The sequence below is a fragment of the Rhodovulum steppense genome, from assembly GCF_004339675.1.
In the GTDB taxonomy this organism is placed as follows: domain Bacteria; phylum Pseudomonadota; class Alphaproteobacteria; order Rhodobacterales; family Rhodobacteraceae; genus Rhodovulum; species Rhodovulum steppense.
Genome location: NZ_SLVM01000013.1, coordinates 1 through 21,525 on the forward strand (window position 1 = coordinate 1; position 21,525 = coordinate 21,525).

The following is a 21,525-nucleotide window of genomic DNA, read 5'->3' on the forward strand; positions in this document are numbered from 1 at the left end:
CGCCTCGGTCAGCCAGTAAAGATTGCTCATAGATCAGGTCTCCTCGCGGAGCCTGAATCACGCCAAAGACCTGAAATCAATGGGTCTGGAGCCTAGTACTCGATTTCTTACCTAAGGCTCACCCACTCAACCCCCCATGCAGCGTCGGCATGTCGAGCGCGCTGAACCCGTAATGCCTGAGCCAGCGCAGGTCTGAATCGAAGAACGCCCGCAGATCCGGAATCCCGTATTTCAGCATCGCCAGCCGGTCGATCCCCATGCCGAAGGCAAAGCCCTGCCACTGGTCGGGGTCGATCCCGCCCGCGGCCAGCACCTTGGGATGAACCATGCCGGACCCGAGGATTTCCATCCAGTCATTGCCCTCGCCGATCTTCAGCGTGCCGCCTTCCCAGGAACAACGGATATCGACCTCGGCCGACGGTTCGGTGAACGGGAAATGCGAGGCGCGGAAGCGCAGTTCCACGCCCTCGACCTCGAAAAAGGCGCGACAGAATTCCTCCAGCACCCATTTCAGGTTGGCCATGGAAATGTCGCGGTCGATGGCCAGCCCCTCGACCTGGTGGAACATCGGCGTGTGTGTCTGGTCGTAGTCGCAGCGATAGACCCGGCCCGGCGCGATCACCCGGATCGGCGCGCCCTGGGCCTGCATCGCGCGGATCTGCACCGGCGAGGTATGCGTGCGCAGGACATGCGGCGCGCGGTTGTCGCCCGCGGCGCGCGCCATGAAGAACGTGTCATGCTCCTGCCGGGCGGGGTGTTCGGGCGGGATGTTAAGCGCGTCGAAATTGAACCAGTCGCTTTCGATCTGCGGCCCCTCGGCGACGGCAAAGCCCATATCGGCAAAGATCGCGGTGATTTCCTCGGTCACCTGGCTGACGGGATGGATCGTGCCGCGCGGGCGCGGGCGGCCGGGCAGGGTCACGTCCAGCCATTCGGCGGCCAGTCGTTCTTCCAGCGCGGCATCGGCCAGCGATGCCTTGCGCGCGGCCAGCGCCGAGGTGATCTCGTCCTTCAGCGCGTTCAGCTTCGGCCCCATCGCCTGCCGTTCCTCGGCCGACATCTGGCCCAGTTCGCGCATCTTCAGGCTGATCTCGCCCTTCTTGCCGAGGGCCTGAACCCGCACCTCCTCGATCGCCGTCTCGTCCCCCGCACCGGTAATCGCGTCGAGATATTTCTGCCTGAGATCGTCCATTCCGGGGCCCCCTTGCTGGCATTTCGTGGGGTCGATAGCACAGGGTCCAGCGATTGCAAATGCGTGCGGCCGCCGGGCAGGGATTGCCGGTCACGGCGGCACCGGCGGGCGCATCTGCCGAAAAACCGGGCGCCGGGGCGGATCGGCGCAACGCCGCGCCACCGCAGCGTTGACCGCAGGGCCAGCGCGGCGACCATCAGGGGGCAAGCGGTGGACGCGGGTTGTCCGTCCAGGCCGGTGGACGCCGCCTCCGCCTCTTGCGCGAAAGGAGCCGGGCATGACCGCAGACGAGGCCTATAGCTGGCTGATCAGGGGGACAGCGCCGGACGCCGACCCGTTCGACGCCCATGTTCTGGCCTCGATCCTGGCGCTGGCGATTGCCGAGGGCGGCGTGGCGGGCAGGCTGTGCGCCCATTCCGGGCTGGACGCGCAGGCGCTGCGCGCCCTGTCAGACATGGTGTTTCCGGCTTGCGGCGCGGGGATCGAGCGAATGACCCGGCACCCCCCGCCCCCGGCAGAGATCGAAGAGACCTCGGTCCGCGATCTGCTGCTGGCCCATGCATGCGGCGCAAGCCCGTTGGAAACCCCGCTCGCCGCGATGATAGCCCGCCGCGCGATGGAACCCGACCACCTCTGGCAGGATCTGGGCCTGCGCCATCGCGGCGAACTGAGTGCGCTGCTCGACCGGCATTTCGCGCCGCTTGCCCGGCAGAATACCGACAACATGAAATGGAAGCGGTTCTTCTACCGCAGGCTCTGCGAGGACGAGGGCTTCGTGCTCTGCGCCGCGCCGGTCTGCACCGCCTGCAACGATTTCGAGACCTGCTTCGGCGAGGAAACCGGCGAGGCGCGTCTGGCCCGCATTGCAAACGGCCTGCCCGCCCACAGCCACGCCTGAGCGCCCCCCAAGGCAAAACCCCCGCCCGGCATGCGACCGGACGGGGGCTCAAACGCGATTGCGCGGTGGATCAGGCCAGCGCGGCGCGGGCCCGGGCGACGATGGCGCCGAACGCCTCGGGTTCGTTCACCGCGAGATCGGCCAGAACCTTGCGGTCGACCTCGATCCCGGCGGTAGCCAGACCGTTGATGAAGCGCGAATAGGTCAGCGTCTCGTCACAGGCGCGGACGGCCGCATTGATCCGCTGGATCCACAGCGCGCGGAAATTGCGCTTGCGCTGCTTGCGGTCGCGGGTCGCGTACTGGTTGGCCTTGTCGACGGCCTGGGTCGCGGTGCGATAGGCATTGCCGCGGCGGCCGTAATAGCCTTTCGCCGCCTTGATGACCTTCTTGTGACGGGCGTGGGTGGTCGTTCCACCTTTGACTCGGGACATGGTTCGGCCTCCTCAGCGGTCGTAGGGCATGTAGGTCTTGACGATCTTCTCGTCCGGGGCCGACAGCGTCGAGGTCCCGCGGGCGCTGCGGATGAACTTGTTCGTCCGCTTGATCATGCCGTGCCGCTTGCCGGCCTGGGCGGCAAGCACGCGGCCCGTCGCCGTCACCTTGAAGCGCTTCTTGGCGCTCGACTTGGTCTTCATCTTGGGCATTTCCGTCTCCTCTTCGGGCGGTTCAGGCGCGACTCGGCATGCCACGGGGGCCGGCCGCGCAACTTCGAGCCGCCCCAATAAGACCCCCGGCCCAGCTTTGCAAGGGCAAAGCCCATCACGACCATGCCGCAAGAGACGCGCGCCCCCATTCTTCTGGCCGGAAATATCCCGGGGGTCCCGGGGCTGGCCTCCGGACGGTCGCCGCGGCCGACCCGGCGCAAGACCCCCTGCGCCTCCACTACCGCCCGGCCAGCGCCGCGACCTCGTCATGGCGCGGACAGGTCACGAGATGGTCGTTGACCATCCCCACGGCCTGCATGAAAGCATAGGTGATCGTCGGCCCGCAGAACCGGAAGCCCGCGGCGCGCAGATCCGCCGACACTTGACGCGACAACGGCGTCTCGGCGGGCACATCGCCCGGCGCTGAGAACCGGTTCTGGATCGGTCGGCCATCGACATGGCGCCACAGGAAGGGTGCGAACCCGTCGCGCGCCTCGAGGTCAAGCCATGCCCGCGCATTCCCGATCGCGGCCTCGATCTTGCCGCGATGCCGCACGATCCCGCGATCGGCCAGCAGGCGCGCGACCTCGGCCTCGCCCCAACTCGCGATCACCGCGGGATCGAACCCGGCAAAGGCTGCGCGGAACGCTTCTCGCTTTCTCAGGATGGTGATCCAGGCCAGCCCCGCCTGGAAGCCGTCAAGAATCAGCTTCTCGAAAAGCGCCCGATCATCATGTTCGGGAATGCCCCATTCGGTGTCGTGATACGCAACGTAAAGCGGGTCCGTTCCACACCACCAGCATCGTTCGTTCATTGAAAACCCTCTTTATTTCCATCTGGTTGGCGGGTCACATCCAGATTACCGAAAATTGGAACCTAATGCGAACATTCATTCGCCCTTAACGGCTTTGCCCACAACTGGTCCGCGTGGAAGCGGAGAGACAGCATGCCAAGCAAGAAAGCCGATGCCAAAATCGTCGTGGAGCCTGGACAGGAAAGCCCGCTTTCCGTCGCGATCACCCAGCGGGATCGGGACATCCTCCAGACCGTGCACAAGGCGATCGAGCGGCGCGATGTGCTGCTGGCCTTCCAGCCCGTGGTGCAGTCGGTCGAACATGGGCAGGTCGCGTTCTACGAGGGGCTGATCCGTATCCTCGACCATACCGGCCGGGTAATCCCCGCGCGTGACTTCATCGAGACGGTCGAGACGAACGAGATGGGCCGGATGATCGACTGTCTCGCGCTGGAGATGGGACTGATCGCGCTGACCGAGGCGCCGGACCTGCGCCTGGCGATCAACATGTCGGCCCGCTCGATCGGCTATCCGCGATGGAAAAAGACGCTGGAGGACGGCCTCGCCCGCGACGCCACGGTCGCCGAACGGCTGATCCTGGAGATCACCGAAAGCTCGGCGATGGTCATGCCTGACCTCGTGTCGGTCTTCATGCGCGAATTGCAGACCAAGGGCATCGCCTTCGCGCTGGACGATTTCGGCGCGGGCTATACGGCCTTCCGTTATCTGCGCGAGTTCTATTTCGACATCCTCAAGATCGACGGCCAGTTCATCCGCGGCATCGCAGACAGTCCCGACAACCAGGTACTGGCCCAGGCGCTGATCGCCATCGGCCAGCATTTCGACATGTTCACGGTCGCCGAGAATGTCGAAACCGCGCGCGATGCCGCCTGGCTGGCCGCGGCCGGGATCGACTGCATGCAGGGCTTTGCCTTCGGCGCGCCGTCGCTCGTGCCCCCCTGGCGCGAGGGCCGCGAAAAGCGCCGCGCCTGACGGCTGCGCCATCGTGCGGACGCCCGGCAGTTTCCCGCCTCGGCAGGGCATTCCCGGTCACTGACAGGGGGTGCCTTTCTGCATCCGCATCCCCTATAGTGCGCACGAAAATCGACCAGGGGAGAAGGACCCAACCATGACCAATGTCGTCATCGTCTCGGCCGCGCGCACGCCGGTCGGCAGTTTCAACGGCTCTTTCGCAACGGTGCCCGCCCACGAGTTGGGCCGCATCATGCTGGAAGCGCTGGTTGAACGCGCCGGCATCGACAAGGCCGAGGTGTCCGAAACCATCCTCGGCCAGGTGCTGACCGCGGGCCAGGGCCAGAACCCCGCCCGCCAGGCCCATGTCAATGCGGGCCTGCCCATCGAATCGGCGGCCTGGTCGATCAACCAGGTCTGCGGCTCGGGCCTGCGCGCGGTGGCGCTGGCGGCCCAGCATGTCCAGCTTGGCGACGCCGCCATCGTCGCCGCCGGCGGGCAGGAGAACATGACGCTTTCGCCCCATGTCGCCCACCTGCGCGCGGGCCAGAAGATGGGCGATCTGTCCTTCATCGATTCCATGATCCGGGACGGGCTGTGGGACGCCTTCAACGGCTACCACATGGGCCAGACCGCCGAGAACGTGGCGAACCAGTGGCAGATCAGCCGCGACATGCAGGACGAGTTCGCGCTGGCCAGCCAGAACAAGGCCGAGGCCGCGCAGAAGGCCGGCAAGTTCGCCGACGAGATCGTGGCGGTGACGGTCAAGGGCCGCAAGGGCGACACCATCGTCGATGCGGACGAGTACATCCGCCACGGCGCCACGCTCGACAGCATGCAGAAGCTGCGCCCCGCCTTCACCAAGGACGGCAGCGTGACCGCGGCCAACGCGTCGGGCATCAATGACGGCGCGGCGGGCGTGCTGGTGATGTCGGCCGACGAGGCCGAACGCCGCGGGCTGGAACCGCTCGCGCGCATCGCCTCCTACGCGACCGCGGGTCTTGATCCCTCGATCATGGGCGTGGGTCCGATCCATGCCAGCCGCAAGGCACTGGAAAAGGCGGGCTGGAAGGTCGGCGATCTGGATCTGGTCGAGGCGAACGAGGCCTTTGCCGCCCAGGCCTGCGCAGTGAACAAGGACATGGGCTGGGATCCGGCGATCGTGAACGTGAACGGCGGCGCCATCGCCATCGGCCACCCGATCGGCGCCTCGGGCGCGCGCATCCTGAACACGCTCTTGTTCGAGATGAAGCGCCGCGACGCGAAGAAGGGCCTTGCTACCCTCTGCATCGGCGGCGGCATGGGCGTCGCCATGTGCCTGGAACGGCCGTAAGCCCGGGGACAAGATGGGCGCGCAATATTGTTGCGCGTCCGATCTTTCTTGCGTAACACCGTTACCGGCACAATCGACACCCATTCTGGAGGAATCATGGCAAGAGTTGCACTCGTCACCGGCGGCAGCCGAGGCATCGGCGCGGCGATCAGCAAGGCGCTGAAGGCGGCGGGCTATAGCGTGGCCGCGAACTATGCCGGCAATGACGACGCCGCGAAGAAGTTCACCGAGGAAACCGGCATCCCCACCTACAAGTGGAACGCCGCCGATTACGAGGCGTCCAAGGCCGGGATCGAGAAGGTCGAGGCCGATCTGGGCCCGATCGACGTGGTGGTGGCCAATGCGGGCATCACCCGCGACGCGCCGTTCCACAAGATGACGCCCGAACAGTGGAAAGAGGTGATCGACACCAACCTGACCGGCGTGTTCAACACCGTCCACCCGATCTGGCCCGGCATGCGCGATCGCAAGTTCGGCCGGGTGATCGTGATTTCCTCGATCAACGGGCAGAAGGGCCAGTTCGGCCAGGTGAACTATGCCGCGACCAAGGCGGGCGATCTGGGCATCGTCAAGTCGCTGGCCCAGGAAGGCGCGCGTTTCGGGATCACCGCGAACGCGATCTGCCCGGGCTACATCGCCACCGAAATGGTGATGGCGGTGCCCGAGAAGGTGCGCGAGGCGATCATCGCCCAGATCCCGGCCGGTCGGCTGGGCGAGCCCGAGGAAATCGCGCGCTGCGTGACCTTCCTGGCCTCGGACGAGTCGACCTTCGTCAACGGCTCGACCATATCGGCCAACGGCGCGCAGTTCTTCGTCTGAACGCGGACTTCTGCGATCACGGGGGCGGCCCATCGGGGCCGCCCTTTCTCATGCCCGCGTGCCGCGGGCGCGCTGCGCGCATGGGTATTTTTCCAAGAAGAAGACAGGAGGGCGCGAACCGCTCTGGGCGGCGCGGCGCGACCGGTATAGAGGACGCGCCATGTCCCGGTCCCGCGCCACAGCCATCGGATTCCTTGCCGTCCTGCTCTGGGCGCTTCTGGCGCTGTTGACCGTGGGCTCGGCGCCGTTGCCGCCGTTCCAGCTCAACGCGATCTGTTTTGGCATCGGGGGCATAATCGGGCTGGTCTGGGTAGCCGCGACCGGCGAGGCAAGGCTATTGGCACGCGTGCCGCTGAAGGTCTATGCCTTCGGCACGGCGGGGTTGTTCGGCTATCACGCGCTTTATTTCTCGGCGCTGCGACTGGCGCCCGCCGCCGAGGCGGGGCTGATCGCCTATCTCTGGCCGCTTCTGATCGTTCTGTTCTCTGGGCTCTTGCCCGGTGAGCGGCTGCGGGCGGGCCATGTGATCGGCGCGGTGGCGGGTTTTGCAGGGGCGGCGCTGATCGTGGCGCGGGGGGCAGCCGGGTTCGACGGCGCGGCGCTGCCGGGCTACGGGCTGGCGCTGCTCTGCGCATTGACCTGGTCGAGCTATTCCGTTCTGTCGCGTCGGCTGGGTGAAATCCCGACAGCAAGCGTCGCGGTGTTCTGCCTGGCCACCGCCGCATTGTCGCTGCCGCTTCACCTGGTGCTGGAGGAAACGGTCTGGCCGCAGTCGGGCATCGGCTGGTTCAGCGTGCTGGCGCTGGGGCTGGGGCCAGTGGGGGTGGCCTTTTATGTCTGGGACATCGGGGTGAAGCGTGGCGACATACAGCTTCTGGGGGTGGCCAGCTACGCCGCGCCGCTTTTGTCCACGCTAACCCTTGTGGGCGCGGGGATCGCAGCCCCCACGCCGGTCCTTGTTGCCGCTACGGTGCTGATCACCGGCGGCGCCGCGCTGGCCGCCCGGGCCAGCGCACGGCACGATCAGGCCTGAGACAGCCTTTCGATCTGTTCCTTGAGCCTGAGTTTCTGCTTCTTGAGGTCCGCGATACGGAAGTCATCCGCCGACGGCGTTCGCTGCGCCTCCTCGACCTGGTCCGAGAGCGCCTGATGCTTGCGGCGGAGTTCCTGAAGATGCGAACTCAGGTTCATGGTCGGTGCTCCTCTCCTTGTGTCATCGAACCATTACAGTGCAGCACGAAAAATGAGTCGTGTCACCTCCTTGAAAATCACGGATTCGCGCATAACGGGTTTCGTCAGGCTGGCCATGGGAGTGCGGCGCCCCGACGCAGGACATCAGAGATGGCCGGAACATAGCTGTCGCCATCCCGTTCGTGCCGGGAACCTTCGTGAAGAATCAATGGGCTATGCAACCTGAAGGCGCTCTTGCCCCCCTTCCTCGCGCGCAGGAGGACAAGTTTGGCGGGGCGGCCAGGGCGGGCTTCCAGGGGCAGGATCTCCACACCACCTAAACGTGTATCCATGGCCCCCAGCAGCGCGGGCATCCGCTCGGCGCGCTGGATCAGCGTGAGCCAGCCGCGGGGGGCAAGGCGGCGGGCGGCGGTCTCGATCCACAGCGCCAACGGCGTCGCCTCGCCCAGCGCTGTCTCGCGGCCCGGATCGGGGGCGGCGCTGCCGCGTGCGCGCAGGTGGTAGGGCGGGTTGGCGATGACATGATCGAAATCGCGCGCGCGCAAGGATGCAGGCAGCGCCGCCAGATCGGCGGTCACGATGTCGAGAGCGATGCCGTTCGCATGGGCATTCCCGCGCGCCAGCTCGGCATAGAAGGGTTGCAATTCCACCCCGGTCAGCGTCAGCCCCGGCACTCGAACGCCGAGGCAGAGGCTGGCCACCCCGACGCCGCAGCCCAGTTCCAGCACCGACTGCCCCGGCGTGGCAGGCACCGCGGCGGCCAGCAGAACCGGGTCGATCCCGGCGCGATAGCCTTGCTCTGGCTGGCAGATCGACAGCTTGCCACCCAGGAACGCATCGCGCGTGAGCCCCTCCACCGGCCTCATCCGCTTTCGGGCAGGTCGATGCCGTTGTCGCGCAAAACGGCGCGTGCGCGGAACAGGTCGCGATCCGCCACCATGATCCGGCGCGGCAAAACGCCTATCGAGCCCTCAAGTATGCTCATGTGGACATCCATCTGAAAGCAGACTATCTCCTCGCCTTGTAGAAGTGCCGAGACGAAGGCGATGATCGTCGGGTCGTTGGTGCGGATGAGTTCCTTCATGACAGCGAGTTAAGGCCAGAGCGCCCCGCTTGTCGAGCAACCCTGACGAGGCCGTGATGGGCTTGGACAACGCAGTCACGAAACCGCATGAACGGCTGGCCGCTCTGCTGAGCGAGGAAATGGCCGCCGTCGACAGGCTGATCCGGGAACGGATGCGGTCGGATTATGCCCCGCGGATCGAAGAGGTGGCCGCGCATATCGTGAGTGCGGGCGGCAAGCGGCTGCGCCCGATGCTGACCATCGCGGCGGCGCGGATGTGCGGCTATGACGGGCCCTATCACGTCTACCTGGCCGCGACGGTCGAGTTCATCCATACCGCGACGCTGTTGCATGACGATGTGGTGGACGAAAGCGGCCAGCGCCGCGGACGGCCGACGGCGAACCTGCTCTGGGACAACAAGTCGAGCGTGCTGGTCGGCGATTACCTGTTCGCGCGGTCGTTCCAGTTGATGGTGGCGCCGGGCAATCTGCAGGTGCTGGACATCCTGTCGAACGCCGCCGCGGTGATCGCCGAAGGAGAGGTGCTGCAACTGACCGCAGCGCGCGATCTTGCGACGACCGAGGATGTTTATTTCAAGGTGATCCGTGGCAAGACCGCTGCGCTGTTCGCTGCGGCGACCGAGGTGGGCGGCGTGATCGCAGGCATGCCCGAGGATCAGGTGCGCGCGCTGTATACCTATGGCGATGCGTTGGGCGTGGGCTTCCAGATCGTCGACGACCTGCTGGACGTGGCGGGCGATGCCAAGGCGACCGGCAAGAATATCGGCGACGATTTCCGCGAGCGCAAGCTGACGCTGCCGATCATCAAGGCGGTTGCTGCGGCCGATGACGAGGAACGCGCGTTCTGGAAGCGCACGATCGCCAAGGGCGACCAGCGCGAGGGTGATCTGAAACACGCGCTGGACCTGATGCACAGGCGCGGCGCCATCGAGGCCACGCGACTCGAGGCGCTGGCCTGGTCGGCACGGGCGAAAGAGGCGCTGGCCTGCCTGCCCGATCACGAGATCCGCGACATGCTGAGCGATCTGGCCGATTACGTCGTCGCCCGGATCAGCTAGGCCAACGCGGGTTTCAGCGTAAAGGGCTCCGCCGCGGCCACCCACCAGCCCGGGTTTTCGGCGCGCAGGGTTGTGGCGGCGGTCTCGGCCTCTGCACGGCTGTCATAGATCCCGAAACAGGTGGCCCCCGAGCCCGACATCCGGGCCAGCAGGCAGCCCGGCGTCGCGGCAATTGCCCCGATCACGGTGCCGATCACCGGGGCCAGCGCCCTTGCGGGCGCCTCAAGGTCGTTGCGCTGGGTTCTGAGCCAATGCGCCATGGTCGCGGCACTTGCCCAGCCCGGCGGATGCGGCATGGCCGGGTTGTCCTTGCGGGTCAGCGCCTTGAACACCGCGGGCGTGGGCACCTCGACGCCCGGGTTCACCAGAACCAAACCCATCGCGGGCAGGCGCGGCCCCTCGGTGATCTCCTCGCCGACGCCACGCATGCGCAGCGACCGGGGTGCAAGGCAGACTGGCACATCGGCGCCCAGCGACAGCACCGCCTGCGGCTCGGGCAGGGCGACGTCCCAAAGCTGCGCAAGACCGCGCAGCGCCGCCGCAGCATCGGACGAGCCCCCGCCGATCCCGGCCGCGGCGGGCAGGTGCTTGTCCAGCGTGATCGCCGCGCCCCGCCCCGGCCCGAACAGCGCCGCGGCCTTCAGCACCAGGTTGCGCCCGTCCGTGGGAACACCCTCGGCGCGGGGGCCGGTGACGGTCAGCGTCAGATCGTCGGCGGGCGCCAGCGTCAGCCGGTCGCCGCAATCGGCAAAGACCACAAGGCTGTCGAGCAGGTGATAGCCATCCGCCCGCTGTCCGGTGACATGCAGGGTCAGGTTGATCTTGGCAGGCGCGAAGGTCTCAACCGTCATTGGCCGGATGCAGGGGCGGCGCCCCTTCTTCCTTGAGCACCTTGTCCAGCCCGATTTCCAGTTTGCGGCGGATGCGGTTGGCCTCGTCCTCCTCGGGGTCGAAGGACAGCGCGCGGTGCCACTGGAACCGCGCCTCGTTGCGCCGCCCCACGGCCCAGTAGACATCGCCCAGATGGTCGTTGACGATCGGATCGACCGGCATCAGTTCGGCCGCGCGTTCCATATGCGGCACCGCCTCGTCGTAGCGGCCCAGCCGGTACAGCACCCAGCCCAGGCTGTCGGTGATATAGCCGTCATCGGGCCGGGCGGCGACGGCGCGTTCGATCATGTCGAGCGCCTGATCGAGATTGGTCTTCATCTCGACCCAGGAATAGCCCAGATAGTTCAGGACCTGCGGCTGGTCGGGTTCCAGTTCGAGGGCCTGAAGGAAATCGGCCTCGGCCCTGTCCCAGATGTCCAGCCGCTCATGCGTGATGCCGCGGACGTAGTAGACGATCCACTGGCCGCGGGCGGGCTCGTCGAACAGCGCGATCGCCGCGTCATAGGCTTGCCGCGCTTCCTCGTAACGTTCCTGGCTGCGGAACGTGTCGCCCAGCGTCACATGGATGATGGCGATGTCGGGAAATTCCGCAGCCAGCGCCTGAAGAACCCCGATCGCAGCGTCGATATCGCCCGCCTTGCGCATCGCTTCGGCGCGGCCGAGCTCGGCGGCGTAGAAGGCCGGATCCTCCGCCCCGACACGGGCATAGGCGGCGATGGCAAGTTCGTACCGCTCCTGTGATTCCAGAAGGTTGGCGGACAGCAGAACCGCATCGGTATTGGCTGGGGCAAGGTATTCGGCAAGCCGGGAATAGACCAGCGTGTAGCTGTCCATCGCATCGCCGTTCAGCGCGCCCGCAACGGTGTAGAAGACCTCGGCTGCCCCCTCGGTCGCGTCGCGCACGACATCGAAGGGCAGCGGCTCATCCGCAGCCAGCCGCTTACTCAGCCGGGTCACCCCGGGATCGGTTTCGCTGCCGAAGGCCATCTCGACCAGTTCCAGCGCATCCGAATTGCGTTCGAGCTGGCTGAGAACCTGTGCGTGGGCGATCACGCCCCGCCGCGTCGCGCGCAACGGCCCCTCGGCCTCACCGGACAGGATCAGGTCGGCCCCCTCGAAATCGCCCGCCGCGGCCAGCGCCAGCGCCTTGTGGTACAGCCCGAACGCCCTGAGCCCGGACTGCGCAGAGGCCGCGTCGAAGGCCTCCAGCGCCTCGGACATGCGGCCCTGCCCGAACCGTGCCCAGGCGCGCAGCAGCGCATCGACCAGCGGCGCGGCACTGCGCCCGGCCTCCATGTCGGCCAGCATCTCGTCCCAGGCGCCGCGCTTCATCTGCTCGGCAATGATGACAAGGTTCGCGATCTGGCTGACATGCCCGCCGCTTTCCAGCCGCCGCGCGATCGGTACCGCGCGGTCAAGCTCGCCAAGCCCGACATGGGCGGTCAGGGCGTTTTCCAGAAGGAACGGATTGGACGGATCGCGCGCCAGCGCCGCATCGAAATAGCGCGCCGCCTCGGCGTAGTCGCTGTACATGCTGGCCTGGCGCGCGGCCAGATAGGCCCCGGCAAGACCCTCCTGCGCAGGGGCGGGCGTAGCCAGCGTCAGGGCCACAAGCCCGGCAGCGGCAAGAAATGCGAAACGCGGAAGGCGGTCAGCCAAGGATATACTCCGGTCGATCTGGGTTCAACCTAGAGCCCGGTGCCGGACAAGGCAATCGGCCGCCCCGAACCGCCCCGCGAAACCCTGCCCCCGTCGCGCGGATGTTACATGTTCGGATAGTTCGGCCCGTCACCGCCCTGCGGCGTCGCCCAAGTGATGTTCTGGCTGGGATCCTTGATATCGCAGGTCTTGCAATGGACGCAGTTCTGGAAGTTGACGACGAATCCCTTGTTGCCGTCCTTCTCGACCACCTCGTAGACGCCCGCCGGGCAATAGCGCTGCGCGGGTTCCGCGAAATCGGGCAGGTTCACCCGGATCGGCAGCGCCGGATCGGCCAGCCGCAGGTGGCTGGGCTGGCTTTCCTCGTGATTGGTGAAGGAGAACGCCACGTTGGTCAGCCGGTCGAAGCTGAGCACGCCATCGGGCTTGGGATAATCGATCTTGGGAAAATCCTTGGCCTTTCCGGTATGGGCGGCGTCGGTCTTTTCATGGTGCAGCGTGCCCAGCGGGTTCCAACCGGTCAGGTTCGCCATCCACATGTCGAACCCGCCCAGCGCGGTCGCCATCAGGTTGCCGTAATGCGACCAGAGCGGCTTGACGTTGCGCACCCGCTTGAGATCCCTGGCGATCGCGCCCGCATGCAGCGCGGTGTCGTAATCCTCAAGCGTGTCGCCCGCGCGGCCCGCGCGGATCGCCGCGACCGCGGCCGTCGCGGCCTCGATCCCCGACATCATCGCGTTGTGGTTGCCCTTGATCCGCGGCACGTTCACCAGCCCCGCGGAACAGCCCAGCAGCACGCCGCCGGGGAACGCCGCCTTCGGGATCGACTGGTAACCGCCCTCGGAAATCGCCCGCGCACCATAGGCCACGCGCTTGCCGCCCTTCAGCAACTCGGCGACCGCCGGATGATGCTTGAAGCGCTGGAACTCCATATAGGGGTAAAGATGCGGGTTCTCGTAGTTCAGGTGGACCACGAAACCGATGAAGATCTGGTTGTTCTCGGCGTGGTAGATGAACGAGCCGCCACCGGCATTGCCATCGAGCGGCCAGCCCATGGTATGGGTGACCGTGCCCTCGCGGTGCTTGGCGGGGTCGATCTCCCAGATCTCCTTCATGCCGATGCCGTATTTCTGCGGATCGCGGCCTTCCGACAGGCCGAATTTCGCGATCACCTGCTTGGACAGCGATCCGCGCACGCCTTCGGCAAGAAAGACATACTTGCCGCGCAGTTCCATGCCCGGTTCGTAATTCGGCCCCGGCGTGCCATCGGCCTGTCGCCCGAACTCACCCGCGATGACGCCCGCAACGCGGCCATCCTCGCCCCAGACGACTTCCGAACAGGACATCCCGGGGAAGATCTCGACGCCCAGACCCTCGGCCTGTTCGGCCAGCCAGCGGCAGACATTGCCCATCGAGACGATGTAGTTGCCATGGTTCGACATCAGAGGCGGCATCAGCCAGTTGGGAAACCGGAACTGGCCCTTTTTGCCGAGAAACAGGAAATTGTCCTCGCGGACCGGCACGCTGACCGGCGCACCACGTTCCTTCCAGTCGGGGAAAAGCGCGTTCAGGCCCGTGGGGTCCAGCACCGCACCCGACAGGATATGCGCGCCGACCTCGGAGCCCTTTTCAAGCACCACGACGGACAGATCGGAATCGAGTTCCTTGAGCCGGATCGCGGCAGAAAGGCCCGCAGGCCCCGCACCCACGATAACGACGTCATATTCCATCGATTCCCGTTCGATCTCGGCCATGGAACTTCCCCTCTCGAACGGCGCGGGCGCCGCCCCCACGTTAAGCTACCGCAAACCGTTAGCGCAGGCGGCGGGGCAGTTCAATCGCAACGCAACAAGATTTCGCTGCAGAGCGGCATTGCGCAACGGAACACCCCAGACGGCTTGGCGGAACGGCGCTCGCGGCTGGTGATGTACTCTTGCAATCCGCGCCGCTCTCGGTTCAGGTGAATCGGAACCCAACCGCTGGCGGGCTGCACTTTGCGCCCGCCTTATTCTCTTTAAGTCCCAAAGAGTGCCATGGAAAAGATACCTATGACCCGCGCGGGCCATACCGCGCTCGATGAAGAACTGAAGACGCTCAAATCCGTCGAGCGTCCGGCCGTGATCCGGGCGATCGCAGAGGCGCGCGAGCATGGCGACCTGTCGGAAAATGCCGAGTATCATGCCGCGCGCGAGAAGCAGAGCTTCATCGAAGGCCGCATCAGGGAACTTGAGGCGCTCTTGTCCCGGGCCGAGGTGATCGACCCCTCGAAACTGTCCGGACCGATCAAATTCGGTGCGACCGTGACGCTGGTCGACGAGGACACGGACGAGGAACGGACCTACCAGATCGTGGGCGAGGCCGAGGCAGATATCGAGAAGGGCCTGCTGAACATCAATTCGCCGCTGGCCCGCGCGCTGATCGGCAAGGAGGAAGGCGACAGCATCGAGGTGCGTACGCCGGGTGGCGAACGCGGCTACGAGGTGCTCAAGATCCGCTACGTCTGAGGACGCGGGAGCCGTTACATGGCTTGGGAAAAGCAGGACAAGTCGTTCGACCCGGGAAGCTTCACGCGCCCGGTCCGCGAAAACGGGATCACGACGACGGATGTCGTGGTGGCGGTGCTGTCGGTCTTGTGGCTGGCCATCGCGGCGCTTCTGCTTGCCTATGGGCGCGCGGCCGAAGGCGCTGCGGCGGAGCGGCTGGTCTTCGTGCTCGTGCTGCTGGCGGTCGTGACACCGCTCGCGCTGATCTGGGTGGGTGCGGCCGCAATGCGCAGCGCACGCATCCTGCGCGAGGATTCGGCGCGTCTGTGCGCAGCGCTGGACGCGCTGCGACAGAACCAGATCCAGCAGCAGCGCACCGGAAGCACGGATATCCGGCCCGCTTTGGAAAAGCGGATCGAGGAGATCGCCCAGGCGCAGCGCCAGACCGACAGCGTGATCGCCACCTTCGTGTCGACCCGGTCGCGCGAGGCGGAGCCCGAAGGGGGCGTCGATGTCATGCCCTCAGCGTCTCCCTCCCCTCCTGCCCCTACCGCGGACTCCCAGCCCTCGCTCGCGCTTGGCACGCCCTCCGAGGTGTTGCAACCGCCGCTGGACCGATCCGAATTCATCCGCGCGCTGAACTTCCCAGAGACCACCGGCGACCGCGAGGGCTTTCGCGCGCTGCGCCGCGCGCTCGAGGACCGGATGGCGGCCAAGCTTGTCCGCTCGGCCCAGGACGTGCTGACCCTGCTCAGCCAGGAAGGCATCTACATGGACGACCTGACGCCGGACCGGGCCCGGCCCGAAGTCTGGCGCCGCTTTGCCGAGGGCGAACGCGGCGCGGGCGTCTCCGCGTTAGGCGGGGTGCGCGACCGCTCCTGTCTGGCGCTGACCGCGGCACGGATGAAGCAGGACCCGATCTTCCGCGATGTTGCACATCATTTCCTGCGCCAGTTCGACCGCATGCTGGTCGAGTTCGAGCCAGACGCAACCGACCAGGAACTGAACGATCTGGCCGAAACCCGCACCGCGCGCGCCTTCATGCTGCTGGGTCGGGTGACGGGGATGTTCGGCTAGAACCGGCGATCAGGCGCCGGGCGGCTGCAACGCCGCCTCGGCAAGGGCAAGGTCGTCGGGGGTGTTGATGTTGAAGAAGGGGTCGATCCCCTCCGCCTCGAACCCGGCCGTTACCGCGCCCTTGGCATGGGCGAAGCCGCCAAGGCGACGCTCGCCCCGGGCTAGCGCGGCGCGCAATTCCTCGCGCAGCCCTACCGGCCAGAGCGCCGCCGTCGGGTGCATTCGCCCGCAGCTTGCCGCAACCGCCAATCCGCCTCCCGCCGCAGCCACCAGCCGCGCTACCAGATCGGCGGGCAGAAACGGCGTGTCCACCGCCGCGGTCGCGACCGCCTCGGCTCCCTCCTCTGCCGCCCAGTCGAGCCCCGCCAACACGCCCGCCAGCGGCCCAAGATTGCCCGGCGGCGGATCGGCCAGAACCGGCAGGCGAGCCTCGGCATAGTCCTCCGCAAGGCCATTCGCACTGAGCGCCAGCGCCGCGACCTGGGGTCCCAGCCGCGCGGCAACGCGCGCCAGAAGCGTCGTGCCGCCCAGACGGATCAGCGCCTTGTCCACGCCGCCCATCCGCCGCCCCCGCCCGCCCGCAAGGATCACCCCGACCACCCGCATCGGATCCCCGTTTTGCGGTTGCACCCCATCGCCGGAGAGCTTACGCCCGCCGGGCACCTCAAGACCAGAGCGCGCCGATGTCCGCCTCAAATGTCAGATCGGCCTATTGGACCGGCGTCCGCCACGGCGCGCCGTTCGTTCTGGTCATCATGCCCTTCGGCCTGCTGTTCGGGGTCGTCGGGACCGAAGCGGGGCTGAACATTGCCGAGGTTATGGGCTTTTCGATCCTCGTCATCGCCGGTGCCGCGCAGTTCACGGCCGTTCAGCTCATGGTGGATCAGGCGCCCACGATGCTGGTGCTGGCAACGGCACTGGCGGTGAATTTGCGCATGGCGATGTATTCCGCCGCGCTGACCCCGCATCTGGGCGGCGCACCGCTCTGGCAACGGGCGCTGGCTGCCTATTTCCTGGTCGACCAGACCTATGCGCTGGCCCAGGCCCGCTACGAATCGCGCCCAGAGATGAGCTTGGGCGAGCGGCTGGCCTATTACGCGGGCAGCATCACGCCGGTCTGCCCGATGTGGTATGTCGCGACGCTGGCGGGCGCGCTGGCAGGCCAGGCGATCCCGCCCGAATTCGCGCTGGACTTCGCGGTGCCGATCACCTTCCTCGCGATGGTGGCGCCCGCGCTGCGGACGCTGGCCCATGTGGCTGCGGTCGGCACCTCGGTCGCGGTGGCGCTGACGCTGGCCTTCCTGCCCTATCAGGCGGGCGTGCTGATCGCTGGGCTGGTGGCGATGATGGTGGGGGCGCAAGTGGAATTGCGGATGGGGAACCGGGAATGACCCAGTCGAGCCTGGAGATCTGGACGATCATCGGTCTGCTCGGGATCGGAACCTTCCTGATCCGGTTCTCGTTCCTGGGGATGATCGGCGAACGGCCCCTGCCCGACTGGCTGCTGCGGCATCTGCGCTATACGCCCGTCGCGGTACTGCCCGCGCTGGTGGCCCCCATGGTGGTCTGGCCGCAGGCGACGGGAGGGGAGACCGACCCCGCCCGGATGCTGGCCGCGCTTGCCACGCTGGGGGTCGGCCATGTCACGAAAAACGTGCTGGCCGCCATCGCAGCGGGGGCGGTCACGCTTTACGGGATGCTGTTCCTGCTGGGATAGGCGCCGGGTTTCGGCTTGCTGCGCAAGCCGACCCGCCGGGGGCGCTGCCCCCGGACCCCCGGGGTATTTTGGCCAAGAAGAAACACAAGGCGTTTCGCGCGCCTGGGCAGGATGCCGCGCTCAGTCCGCCGCGACAAGTTCTGCGACGCGGTCGCGGTGCTGCGCCGTCAGAACGGCGCGGTTCTCGTCCGGGTCGTCGTCGCGGATCGTTTCGGTGCGGACCCCGGGCAGCTTGGCGAAACCGTCCATGATGGCCCTGGGGCGGACGGTGGCGGGGATGGTCTGAAAGCCCGGCACCTGGCGCAGTACCTGGCTGACGGAGCGGCCGCACATCGCCTTGGGCGCGGCGCCAAAGGCTTCGGCCACGCGCAGCGCCCGTTCGGCGGTTTCGGGCGAAACCTCGACGGTCTGGGTGATGACGCGATAGGTCTCGCGCGCGTGGTAGTCGATGTAGAAATCCAGCATCGTGGGCGTGATGCCGTAAAGCACATCGTTGCGCTCGGGCACGGTGCGGTGCCACCAGGTTCCGGCCGGATCGAAGATCACCCGCTGGCTGGCGCTGATCATCAGGGCCGAATGTGCCCCGGCATCCGACCGGTTGGCGATCACCGTGAAAAGCGTGATCGAGGGCGGGCCGGGATGGCGATAGGCGGCGCGGGCCACATCCTCGTCAGGCGCCCAGACCGATTCGGCGCAGCCGGCCAGCACGAATAGAAGCAGGGCAGCGAGGAGGGGGAGTTTCGTGGCGGCGAAGGGGCGGTGCGCCCGTCCCACCGGCACCGGGTTGGTCGATATCATCTGCGCGCCTTTTAACGTCTTCCTGCCCCGGGCGGCAGGCTAGCGGATCGGATGGGGGCTGTCACGCCCCCGGCCCCTCGGCGCGCTGAAACAGCCAGGCGCCATCCTCGCGTTGCCAGCGGCGGGCGCGGCCGGTCAGGAACAGGTGGTTGAGATGGCCCACCGCCTCGACCAGGGCGAGGACATATTCGGCCGGGCCGATCTCGCGCCGGTAGAGCGCGGGGAAGCAGTCGCAGGCGGTGCGCGGCCGGTCGATATGGGCGATCAGTCGGTCAAGCGCGCCGTGATGGTTGTCGATCAGTTGCACCAGCCGCGTGGGCAGGCCGGTAAAGGGCAGCTTGTGGCCGGGCAGCACCAGATGATCCTCGCGCGCATGGGCGGCAAGCCGGGTGCAGCTGGACAGCCAGGCCGCGACGGGGTCGTTCAGCGGTTCGGTGGCATAGACCCCGAGATTGGGCGAGATAGAGGGCAGGAGCTGGTCGCCGCCGATCACGAGGTTACAGTCCTGGCTCCAGAGGGTGACATGGTCGCGCGCATGCCCGTCGCCCAGCCGCACGTCCCAGTCGCGCCCGCCCGCGCGGATCACGTCGCCCTCGGCCATGTCGCGAAAGCCCAAGGGCATCGGCGCCACCGTGTCGGCGAAATTGAACGGGCGCTGGACGGCGCGTTCGGCGTAAAGCGCGGGATCCATGCCCGCGCCGCGCCAATGGGCCAGCGTCTCGGGCGCGGGGCGGTCCTGTTCGTCGAGTTGCAGCATGCGCGCGAACAGCCAGGCGACGCGGCTGGTCCAGAGTTCGGCGCCATGTTCGGACTGGAACCAGCCCGCCAGCCCCACATGGTCGGGATGGTGATGGGTGACGATGACGCGCGTGACCGGCTTGCCGTTCAGCGGCCCCGCCATCAGCGCCTGCCACAGCGCGCGGGACCGGCGCGAGGCGATGCCGGTATCGACCACGGTCCAGCCCGCGCCATCGTCCAGCGCATAGACATTCACATGATCCAGCGCCATCGGCAGCGGCAGGCGCAGCCACAGCACGCCCTCGGCGATCTCGATGGCGGTATCGGGGCCGGGCGGATCGGGGAAGGGGTAGCGGATCGGGCCGCGCGTGCCGTCCATCATGCAGCCAGATCGTCGTCGGACAGCGCATAAAGCGCCGCCGCCCCGGCCCGGGCCTGGGCCAGCAGGGCGGGATGTTCGGGCAGCAGCCGCGCGATGAAGACCCGGGCAAGCGCGGTGCGCGGCCCCGCGCCCCCCTCGGTGCGGGCCGCCGCCAGATGGGCGTGGCCGCCCAGCACCCGCGCCCAGGCGCGCAGGAAGGGCACGGCACCGGCGAAGCGGTCGGTCTGGTCCCGGGTCAGCATCCATTCGGTCGTCTCGCGCAGCGTCTCGGCGGCGGCCCAGACCTCGCCGGCAAGATCGGGCAGCAGGGCGCGCGCGGCTTCGGCGCCTTGTTCGATCTCTTCCAGCAGGCGCCAGGCCGCCTCGCCGCCATCCATCAGCTTGCGGCCGACCAGATCCATCGCCTGGATGCCGTTGGTGCCCTCGTAGATCGGAGTCACGCGCACGTCGCGCAGGAATTGCGCCGCGCCGGTCTGTTCGACAAATCCCATGCCGCCATGGATCTGCATCCCGGCCGAGGCGACATCGACCCCGGTATCGGTGCCATAGGCCTTGGCGATGGGCGTCAGGAATGCGGCGCGGGTGGCCCAGTCGGCCTGTCCCGTGGCCTCCGCCATGTCGATCGCCACCGCGCAGGACAGCGCAATGGCGCGGGCGGCGAAGATCTCGGCCCGCATGGCGGCCAGCATCCGGCGGATATCGGCATGGCCGATGATGGCCTCGCCCTGCGGTGTCGGCCCCTGCCGCCGTTCGCGGGCATAGGCCAGCGCGTGCTGGAACGCGGCTTCGGCAACGCCGATCCCCTGCATCCCGACGCCCAGGCGGGCATTGTTCATCATGGTGAACATCGCCGCCATGCCGCGATGCGGCTCGCCCACCAGCCAGCCGGTCGCGCCGTCATAATCCATCATTGCGGTCGGGCTGCCATGCAGACCCAGCTTGTGTTCCAGGCTGACCACCCGCAGGCTGTTGCGCGCGCCGGGATTGCCCTCGGCATCGGGGATGTTGCGCGGCACAAGGAACAGGCTGATGCCGCGGGTGCCCGGGGGCGCATCGGGCAGGCGGGCAAGGACCAGATGGACGACATTGCCGATGAACTCGGAATCCGCCCAGGAGATGAAGATCTTCTGCCCCGTGATCGCGTAGGTTCCGTCGCCCTTCGGCACCGCGACGGTGCGCACCGCGCCCACATCGCTGCCCGCCTGCGGTTCGGTCAGGTTCATCGTGCCCGACCATTCGCCCGAGATCAGTTTTGGCAGGTACAGCGCCTTGAGCGCGTCGCTGGCATGATGGCTCAGCGCCTCGATCTGGCCCTGGGTCAACAGGGGCGCGATCTGAAGGGCAAGGCAGGCGCCGCTCATCATCTCGGTGACGGCCATTGCCAGCGTCTGGGGCAGGCCCATGCCGCCATGTTCGGCGGGCGCGGCCAGACCGATCCAGCCGCCTTCGGCGATGGCGCGCCAGCCCTCGGCGAAACCGGGGGGCGTGCGGACGATGCCGTTTTCCAGCCGTGCGGGGTGCAGATCGCCCACCCGTTGCAGGGGTGCCATGACGTCCTCGCAAAGTCTGCCCGCGCCGTCCAGGATCGCGGCGGTCAGATCCGGCGTGGCCTCGGCGAAACGCGCGGTAGCGGCGAGATCGGGGAAGCCTGCCACATGATCGAGCAGGAAGCGGATATCGGCCACGGGGGCACGGTACGACATGGGATCCTCCCTCTCCTCCTGCCTTGTCCCCGGGGCGGGGCGGCTGTACCAGTCCGGCGGGGTATGGCAGAGGTCGAGCGCAGGGTAAACG

Annotated in this window: 24 protein-coding genes; 10 read left to right on the plus strand and 14 right to left on the minus strand. The window is 67.2% G+C overall.

Going from position 1 to position 21,525, the window contains the following annotated elements:
- Positions 1-118: 118 nt before the first annotated feature.
- Entirely contained in the window at positions 119-1,192 is a 1,074-nt protein-coding gene (gene pheS, locus EV216_RS10010; RefSeq protein ID WP_132695103.1) for a phenylalanine--tRNA ligase subunit alpha, read from the minus strand.
- Positions 1,193-1,469: 277 nt separating this feature from the next.
- Between pheS and EV216_RS10015 the strand changes: the two genes are divergently transcribed.
- The gene (locus EV216_RS10015) at positions 1,470-2,090 is read left to right on the plus strand and encodes a nitrogen fixation protein NifQ (RefSeq protein WP_132695105.1); all 621 of its coding nucleotides are present in this window, start codon (positions 1,470-1,472) and stop codon (positions 2,088-2,090) included.
- Positions 2,091-2,160: 70 nt separating this feature from the next.
- Here the strand turns inward: EV216_RS10015 and rplT are convergent, their stop codons facing one another.
- The 3 genes from rplT to EV216_RS10030 form a co-directional block, all read right to left on the minus strand.
- The gene (gene rplT, locus EV216_RS10020; protein ID WP_132695107.1) at positions 2,161-2,523 is read right to left on the minus strand and encodes a 50S ribosomal protein L20; all 363 of its coding nucleotides are present in this window, start codon (positions 2,521-2,523) and stop codon (positions 2,161-2,163) included.
- Between the two features lie 12 nt (positions 2,524-2,535).
- Positions 2,536-2,736: a 50S ribosomal protein L35 gene (rpmI, locus tag EV216_RS10025; RefSeq protein ID WP_132695109.1), complete on the minus strand. Its 201-nt coding sequence runs from the start codon at positions 2,734-2,736 to the stop codon at positions 2,536-2,538.
- A gap of 238 nt (positions 2,737-2,974) precedes the next feature.
- On the minus strand, positions 2,975-3,550 hold the full coding sequence (locus tag EV216_RS10030; RefSeq protein ID WP_132695111.1) for a DNA-3-methyladenine glycosylase I: 576 nt from the start codon (positions 3,548-3,550) through the stop codon (positions 2,975-2,977).
- Positions 3,551-3,682: 132 nt separating this feature from the next.
- On the opposite strand from EV216_RS10030, the gene EV216_RS10035 reads away from it, so the two are divergent.
- The 4 genes from EV216_RS10035 (at position 3,683) to yddG (ending at position 7,686) form a co-directional block, all read left to right on the plus strand.
- Positions 3,683-4,522, plus strand: a complete 840-nt coding sequence (locus EV216_RS10035; protein ID WP_132695113.1) for an EAL domain-containing protein — start codon at positions 3,683-3,685, stop codon at positions 4,520-4,522.
- A 136-nt stretch (positions 4,523-4,658) separates the two neighbouring features.
- The gene (locus EV216_RS10040) at positions 4,659-5,834 is read left to right on the plus strand and encodes an acetyl-CoA C-acetyltransferase (protein WP_132695115.1); all 1,176 of its coding nucleotides are present in this window, start codon (positions 4,659-4,661) and stop codon (positions 5,832-5,834) included.
- A gap of 96 nt (positions 5,835-5,930) precedes the next feature.
- The gene (gene phbB, locus EV216_RS10045) at positions 5,931-6,653 is read left to right on the plus strand and encodes an acetoacetyl-CoA reductase (protein ID WP_132695117.1); all 723 of its coding nucleotides are present in this window, start codon (positions 5,931-5,933) and stop codon (positions 6,651-6,653) included.
- A 160-nt stretch (positions 6,654-6,813) separates the two neighbouring features.
- Positions 6,814-7,686, plus strand: a complete 873-nt coding sequence (yddG, locus tag EV216_RS10050; RefSeq protein WP_132695118.1) for an aromatic amino acid exporter YddG — start codon at positions 6,814-6,816, stop codon at positions 7,684-7,686.
- On the opposite strand, the gene EV216_RS10055 is transcribed toward yddG, so the two are convergent.
- The 3 genes from EV216_RS10055 to EV216_RS10065 all read right to left on the minus strand — a co-directional run bounded on the left by EV216_RS10055 (position 7,677) and on the right by EV216_RS10065 (position 8,928).
- Entirely contained in the window at positions 7,677-7,844 is a 168-nt protein-coding gene (locus tag EV216_RS10055; RefSeq protein ID WP_132695119.1) for a YdcH family protein, read from the minus strand. The two genes, yddG and EV216_RS10055, sit on opposite strands and share 10 nt — an antisense overlap.
- 104 nt (positions 7,845-7,948) lie before the next feature.
- Positions 7,949-8,710 (minus strand): tRNA1(Val) (adenine(37)-N6)-methyltransferase, encoded by a 762-nt coding sequence (locus EV216_RS10060; protein ID WP_132695120.1) that lies wholly within the window; start codon positions 8,708-8,710, stop codon positions 7,949-7,951.
- The gene (locus tag EV216_RS10065) at positions 8,707-8,928 is read right to left on the minus strand and encodes a putative signal transducing protein (protein WP_132695122.1); all 222 of its coding nucleotides are present in this window, start codon (positions 8,926-8,928) and stop codon (positions 8,707-8,709) included. Before EV216_RS10065 ends, EV216_RS10060 begins: the two co-directional genes overlap by 4 nt.
- A 56-nt stretch (positions 8,929-8,984) precedes the next feature.
- Here EV216_RS10065 and EV216_RS10070 point away from each other — a divergent pair, with 56 nt between their 5' ends.
- Positions 8,985-9,986: a polyprenyl synthetase family protein gene (locus EV216_RS10070; RefSeq protein ID WP_132695123.1), complete on the plus strand. Its 1,002-nt coding sequence runs from the start codon at positions 8,985-8,987 to the stop codon at positions 9,984-9,986.
- Here the strand turns inward: EV216_RS10070 and EV216_RS10075 are convergent.
- The 3 genes from EV216_RS10075 to EV216_RS10085 form a co-directional block, all read right to left on the minus strand.
- Positions 9,983-10,837 carry a 4-(cytidine 5'-diphospho)-2-C-methyl-D-erythritol kinase gene (locus EV216_RS10075; RefSeq protein ID WP_132695124.1) on the minus strand — a complete coding sequence of 285 codons (855 nt, stop codon included), beginning with the start codon at positions 10,835-10,837 and terminating at the stop codon, positions 9,983-9,985. The two genes, EV216_RS10070 and EV216_RS10075, sit on opposite strands and share 4 nt — an antisense overlap.
- On the minus strand, positions 10,827-12,536 hold the full coding sequence (locus EV216_RS10080) for a tetratricopeptide repeat protein (RefSeq protein WP_132695126.1): 1,710 nt from the start codon (positions 12,534-12,536) through the stop codon (positions 10,827-10,829). Before EV216_RS10080 ends, EV216_RS10075 begins: the two co-directional genes overlap by 11 nt.
- Positions 12,537-12,640: 104 nt before the next feature.
- Positions 12,641-14,290, minus strand: a complete 1,650-nt coding sequence (locus EV216_RS10085) for an electron transfer flavoprotein-ubiquinone oxidoreductase (RefSeq protein WP_132695127.1) — start codon at positions 14,288-14,290, stop codon at positions 12,641-12,643.
- Between the two features lie 279 nt (positions 14,291-14,569).
- Between EV216_RS10085 and greA the strand changes: the two genes are divergently transcribed.
- Together greA and EV216_RS10095 are read left to right on the plus strand one after the other, a co-directional pair.
- Positions 14,570-15,040, plus strand: a complete 471-nt coding sequence (gene greA / locus EV216_RS10090; RefSeq protein WP_165899218.1) for a transcription elongation factor GreA — start codon at positions 14,570-14,572, stop codon at positions 15,038-15,040.
- Between the two features lie 18 nt (positions 15,041-15,058).
- Complete coding sequence (locus EV216_RS10095) at positions 15,059-16,096, plus strand: hypothetical protein (RefSeq protein ID WP_132695128.1); 1,038 nt, start codon at positions 15,059-15,061, stop codon at positions 16,094-16,096.
- A 9-nt stretch (positions 16,097-16,105) separates the two neighbouring features.
- Here the strand turns inward: EV216_RS10095 and mobA are convergent, their stop codons facing one another.
- Complete coding sequence (gene mobA, locus EV216_RS10100; RefSeq protein WP_132695129.1) at positions 16,106-16,702, minus strand: molybdenum cofactor guanylyltransferase MobA; 597 nt, start codon at positions 16,700-16,702, stop codon at positions 16,106-16,108.
- 77 nt (positions 16,703-16,779) lie between these two features.
- Between mobA and EV216_RS10105 the strand changes: the two genes are divergently transcribed.
- The gene (locus EV216_RS10105) at positions 16,780-17,487 is read left to right on the plus strand and encodes an AzlC family ABC transporter permease (RefSeq protein ID WP_132695131.1); all 708 of its coding nucleotides are present in this window, start codon (positions 16,780-16,782) and stop codon (positions 17,485-17,487) included.
- Positions 17,484-17,813, plus strand: a complete 330-nt coding sequence (locus EV216_RS10110) for an AzlD domain-containing protein (protein WP_132695133.1) — start codon at positions 17,484-17,486, stop codon at positions 17,811-17,813. The genes EV216_RS10105 and EV216_RS10110 overlap by 4 nt, the downstream gene beginning before the upstream one ends.
- 120 nt (positions 17,814-17,933) lie before the next feature.
- Here the strand turns inward: EV216_RS10110 and EV216_RS10115 are convergent, their stop codons facing one another.
- The 3 genes from EV216_RS10115 to EV216_RS10125 all read right to left on the minus strand — a co-directional run bounded on the left by EV216_RS10115 (position 17,934) and on the right by EV216_RS10125 (position 21,434).
- A complete protein-coding gene (locus EV216_RS10115; RefSeq protein ID WP_243642039.1) occupies positions 17,934-18,611 on the minus strand; it encodes a hypothetical protein in 678 nt (225 codons plus the stop codon).
- 61 nt (positions 18,612-18,672) lie between these two features.
- A complete protein-coding gene (locus EV216_RS10120) occupies positions 18,673-19,731 on the minus strand; it encodes an MBL fold metallo-hydrolase (protein WP_424511180.1) in 1,059 nt (352 codons plus the stop codon).
- Positions 19,728-21,434 (minus strand): acyl-CoA dehydrogenase, encoded by a 1,707-nt coding sequence (locus tag EV216_RS10125; RefSeq protein WP_132695136.1) that lies wholly within the window; start codon positions 21,432-21,434, stop codon positions 19,728-19,730. The genes EV216_RS10120 and EV216_RS10125 overlap by 4 nt, the downstream gene beginning before the upstream one ends.
- Positions 21,435-21,525 lie beyond the last annotated feature (91 nt).

Bases quoted from the DNA above. Each gene is read 5' to 3' on its own strand.
- EV216_RS10085 (WP_132695127.1), bottom strand. From the start codon at position 14,290: ATGGCCGAGATCGAACGGGAATCGATGGAATATGACGTCGTTATCGTG.
- EV216_RS10110 (WP_132695133.1), top strand. From the start codon at position 17,484: ATGACCCAGTCGAGCCTGGAGATCTGGACGATCATCGGTCTGCTCGGG.
- rpmI (WP_132695109.1), bottom strand. From the start codon at position 2,736: ATGCCCAAGATGAAGACCAAGTCGAGCGCCAAGAAGCGCTTCAAGGTG.
- EV216_RS10015 (WP_132695105.1), top strand. From the start codon at position 1,470: ATGACCGCAGACGAGGCCTATAGCTGGCTGATCAGGGGGACAGCGCCG.
- greA (WP_165899218.1), top strand. From the start codon at position 14,570: ATGGAAAAGATACCTATGACCCGCGCGGGCCATACCGCGCTCGATGAA.
- EV216_RS10040 (WP_132695115.1), top strand. From the start codon at position 4,659: ATGACCAATGTCGTCATCGTCTCGGCCGCGCGCACGCCGGTCGGCAGT.
- EV216_RS10075 (WP_132695124.1), bottom strand. From the start codon at position 10,837: ATGACGGTTGAGACCTTCGCGCCTGCCAAGATCAACCTGACCCTGCAT.
- EV216_RS10120 (WP_424511180.1), bottom strand. From the start codon at position 19,731: ATGATGGACGGCACGCGCGGCCCGATCCGCTACCCCTTCCCCGATCCG.
- EV216_RS10095 (WP_132695128.1), top strand. From the start codon at position 15,059: ATGGCTTGGGAAAAGCAGGACAAGTCGTTCGACCCGGGAAGCTTCACG.
- EV216_RS10125 (WP_132695136.1), bottom strand. From the start codon at position 21,434: ATGTCGTACCGTGCCCCCGTGGCCGATATCCGCTTCCTGCTCGATCAT.
- mobA (WP_132695129.1), bottom strand. From the start codon at position 16,702: ATGCGGGTGGTCGGGGTGATCCTTGCGGGCGGGCGGGGGCGGCGGATG.
- EV216_RS10060 (WP_132695120.1), bottom strand. From the start codon at position 8,710: ATGAGGCCGGTGGAGGGGCTCACGCGCGATGCGTTCCTGGGTGGCAAG.
- EV216_RS10105 (WP_132695131.1), top strand. From the start codon at position 16,780: ATGTCCGCCTCAAATGTCAGATCGGCCTATTGGACCGGCGTCCGCCAC.
- phbB (WP_132695117.1), top strand. From the start codon at position 5,931: ATGGCAAGAGTTGCACTCGTCACCGGCGGCAGCCGAGGCATCGGCGCG.
- EV216_RS10065 (WP_132695122.1), bottom strand. From the start codon at position 8,928: ATGAAGGAACTCATCCGCACCAACGACCCGACGATCATCGCCTTCGTC.
- EV216_RS10070 (WP_132695123.1), top strand. From the start codon at position 8,985: ATGGGCTTGGACAACGCAGTCACGAAACCGCATGAACGGCTGGCCGCT.
- yddG (WP_132695118.1), top strand. From the start codon at position 6,814: ATGTCCCGGTCCCGCGCCACAGCCATCGGATTCCTTGCCGTCCTGCTC.
- EV216_RS10115 (WP_243642039.1), bottom strand. From the start codon at position 18,611: ATGATATCGACCAACCCGGTGCCGGTGGGACGGGCGCACCGCCCCTTC.
- rplT (WP_132695107.1), bottom strand. From the start codon at position 2,523: ATGTCCCGAGTCAAAGGTGGAACGACCACCCACGCCCGTCACAAGAAG.
- EV216_RS10035 (WP_132695113.1), top strand. From the start codon at position 3,683: ATGCCAAGCAAGAAAGCCGATGCCAAAATCGTCGTGGAGCCTGGACAG.
- EV216_RS10030 (WP_132695111.1), bottom strand. From the start codon at position 3,550: ATGAACGAACGATGCTGGTGGTGTGGAACGGACCCGCTTTACGTTGCG.
- EV216_RS10055 (WP_132695119.1), bottom strand. From the start codon at position 7,844: ATGAACCTGAGTTCGCATCTTCAGGAACTCCGCCGCAAGCATCAGGCG.
- pheS (WP_132695103.1), bottom strand. From the start codon at position 1,192: ATGGACGATCTCAGGCAGAAATATCTCGACGCGATTACCGGTGCGGGG.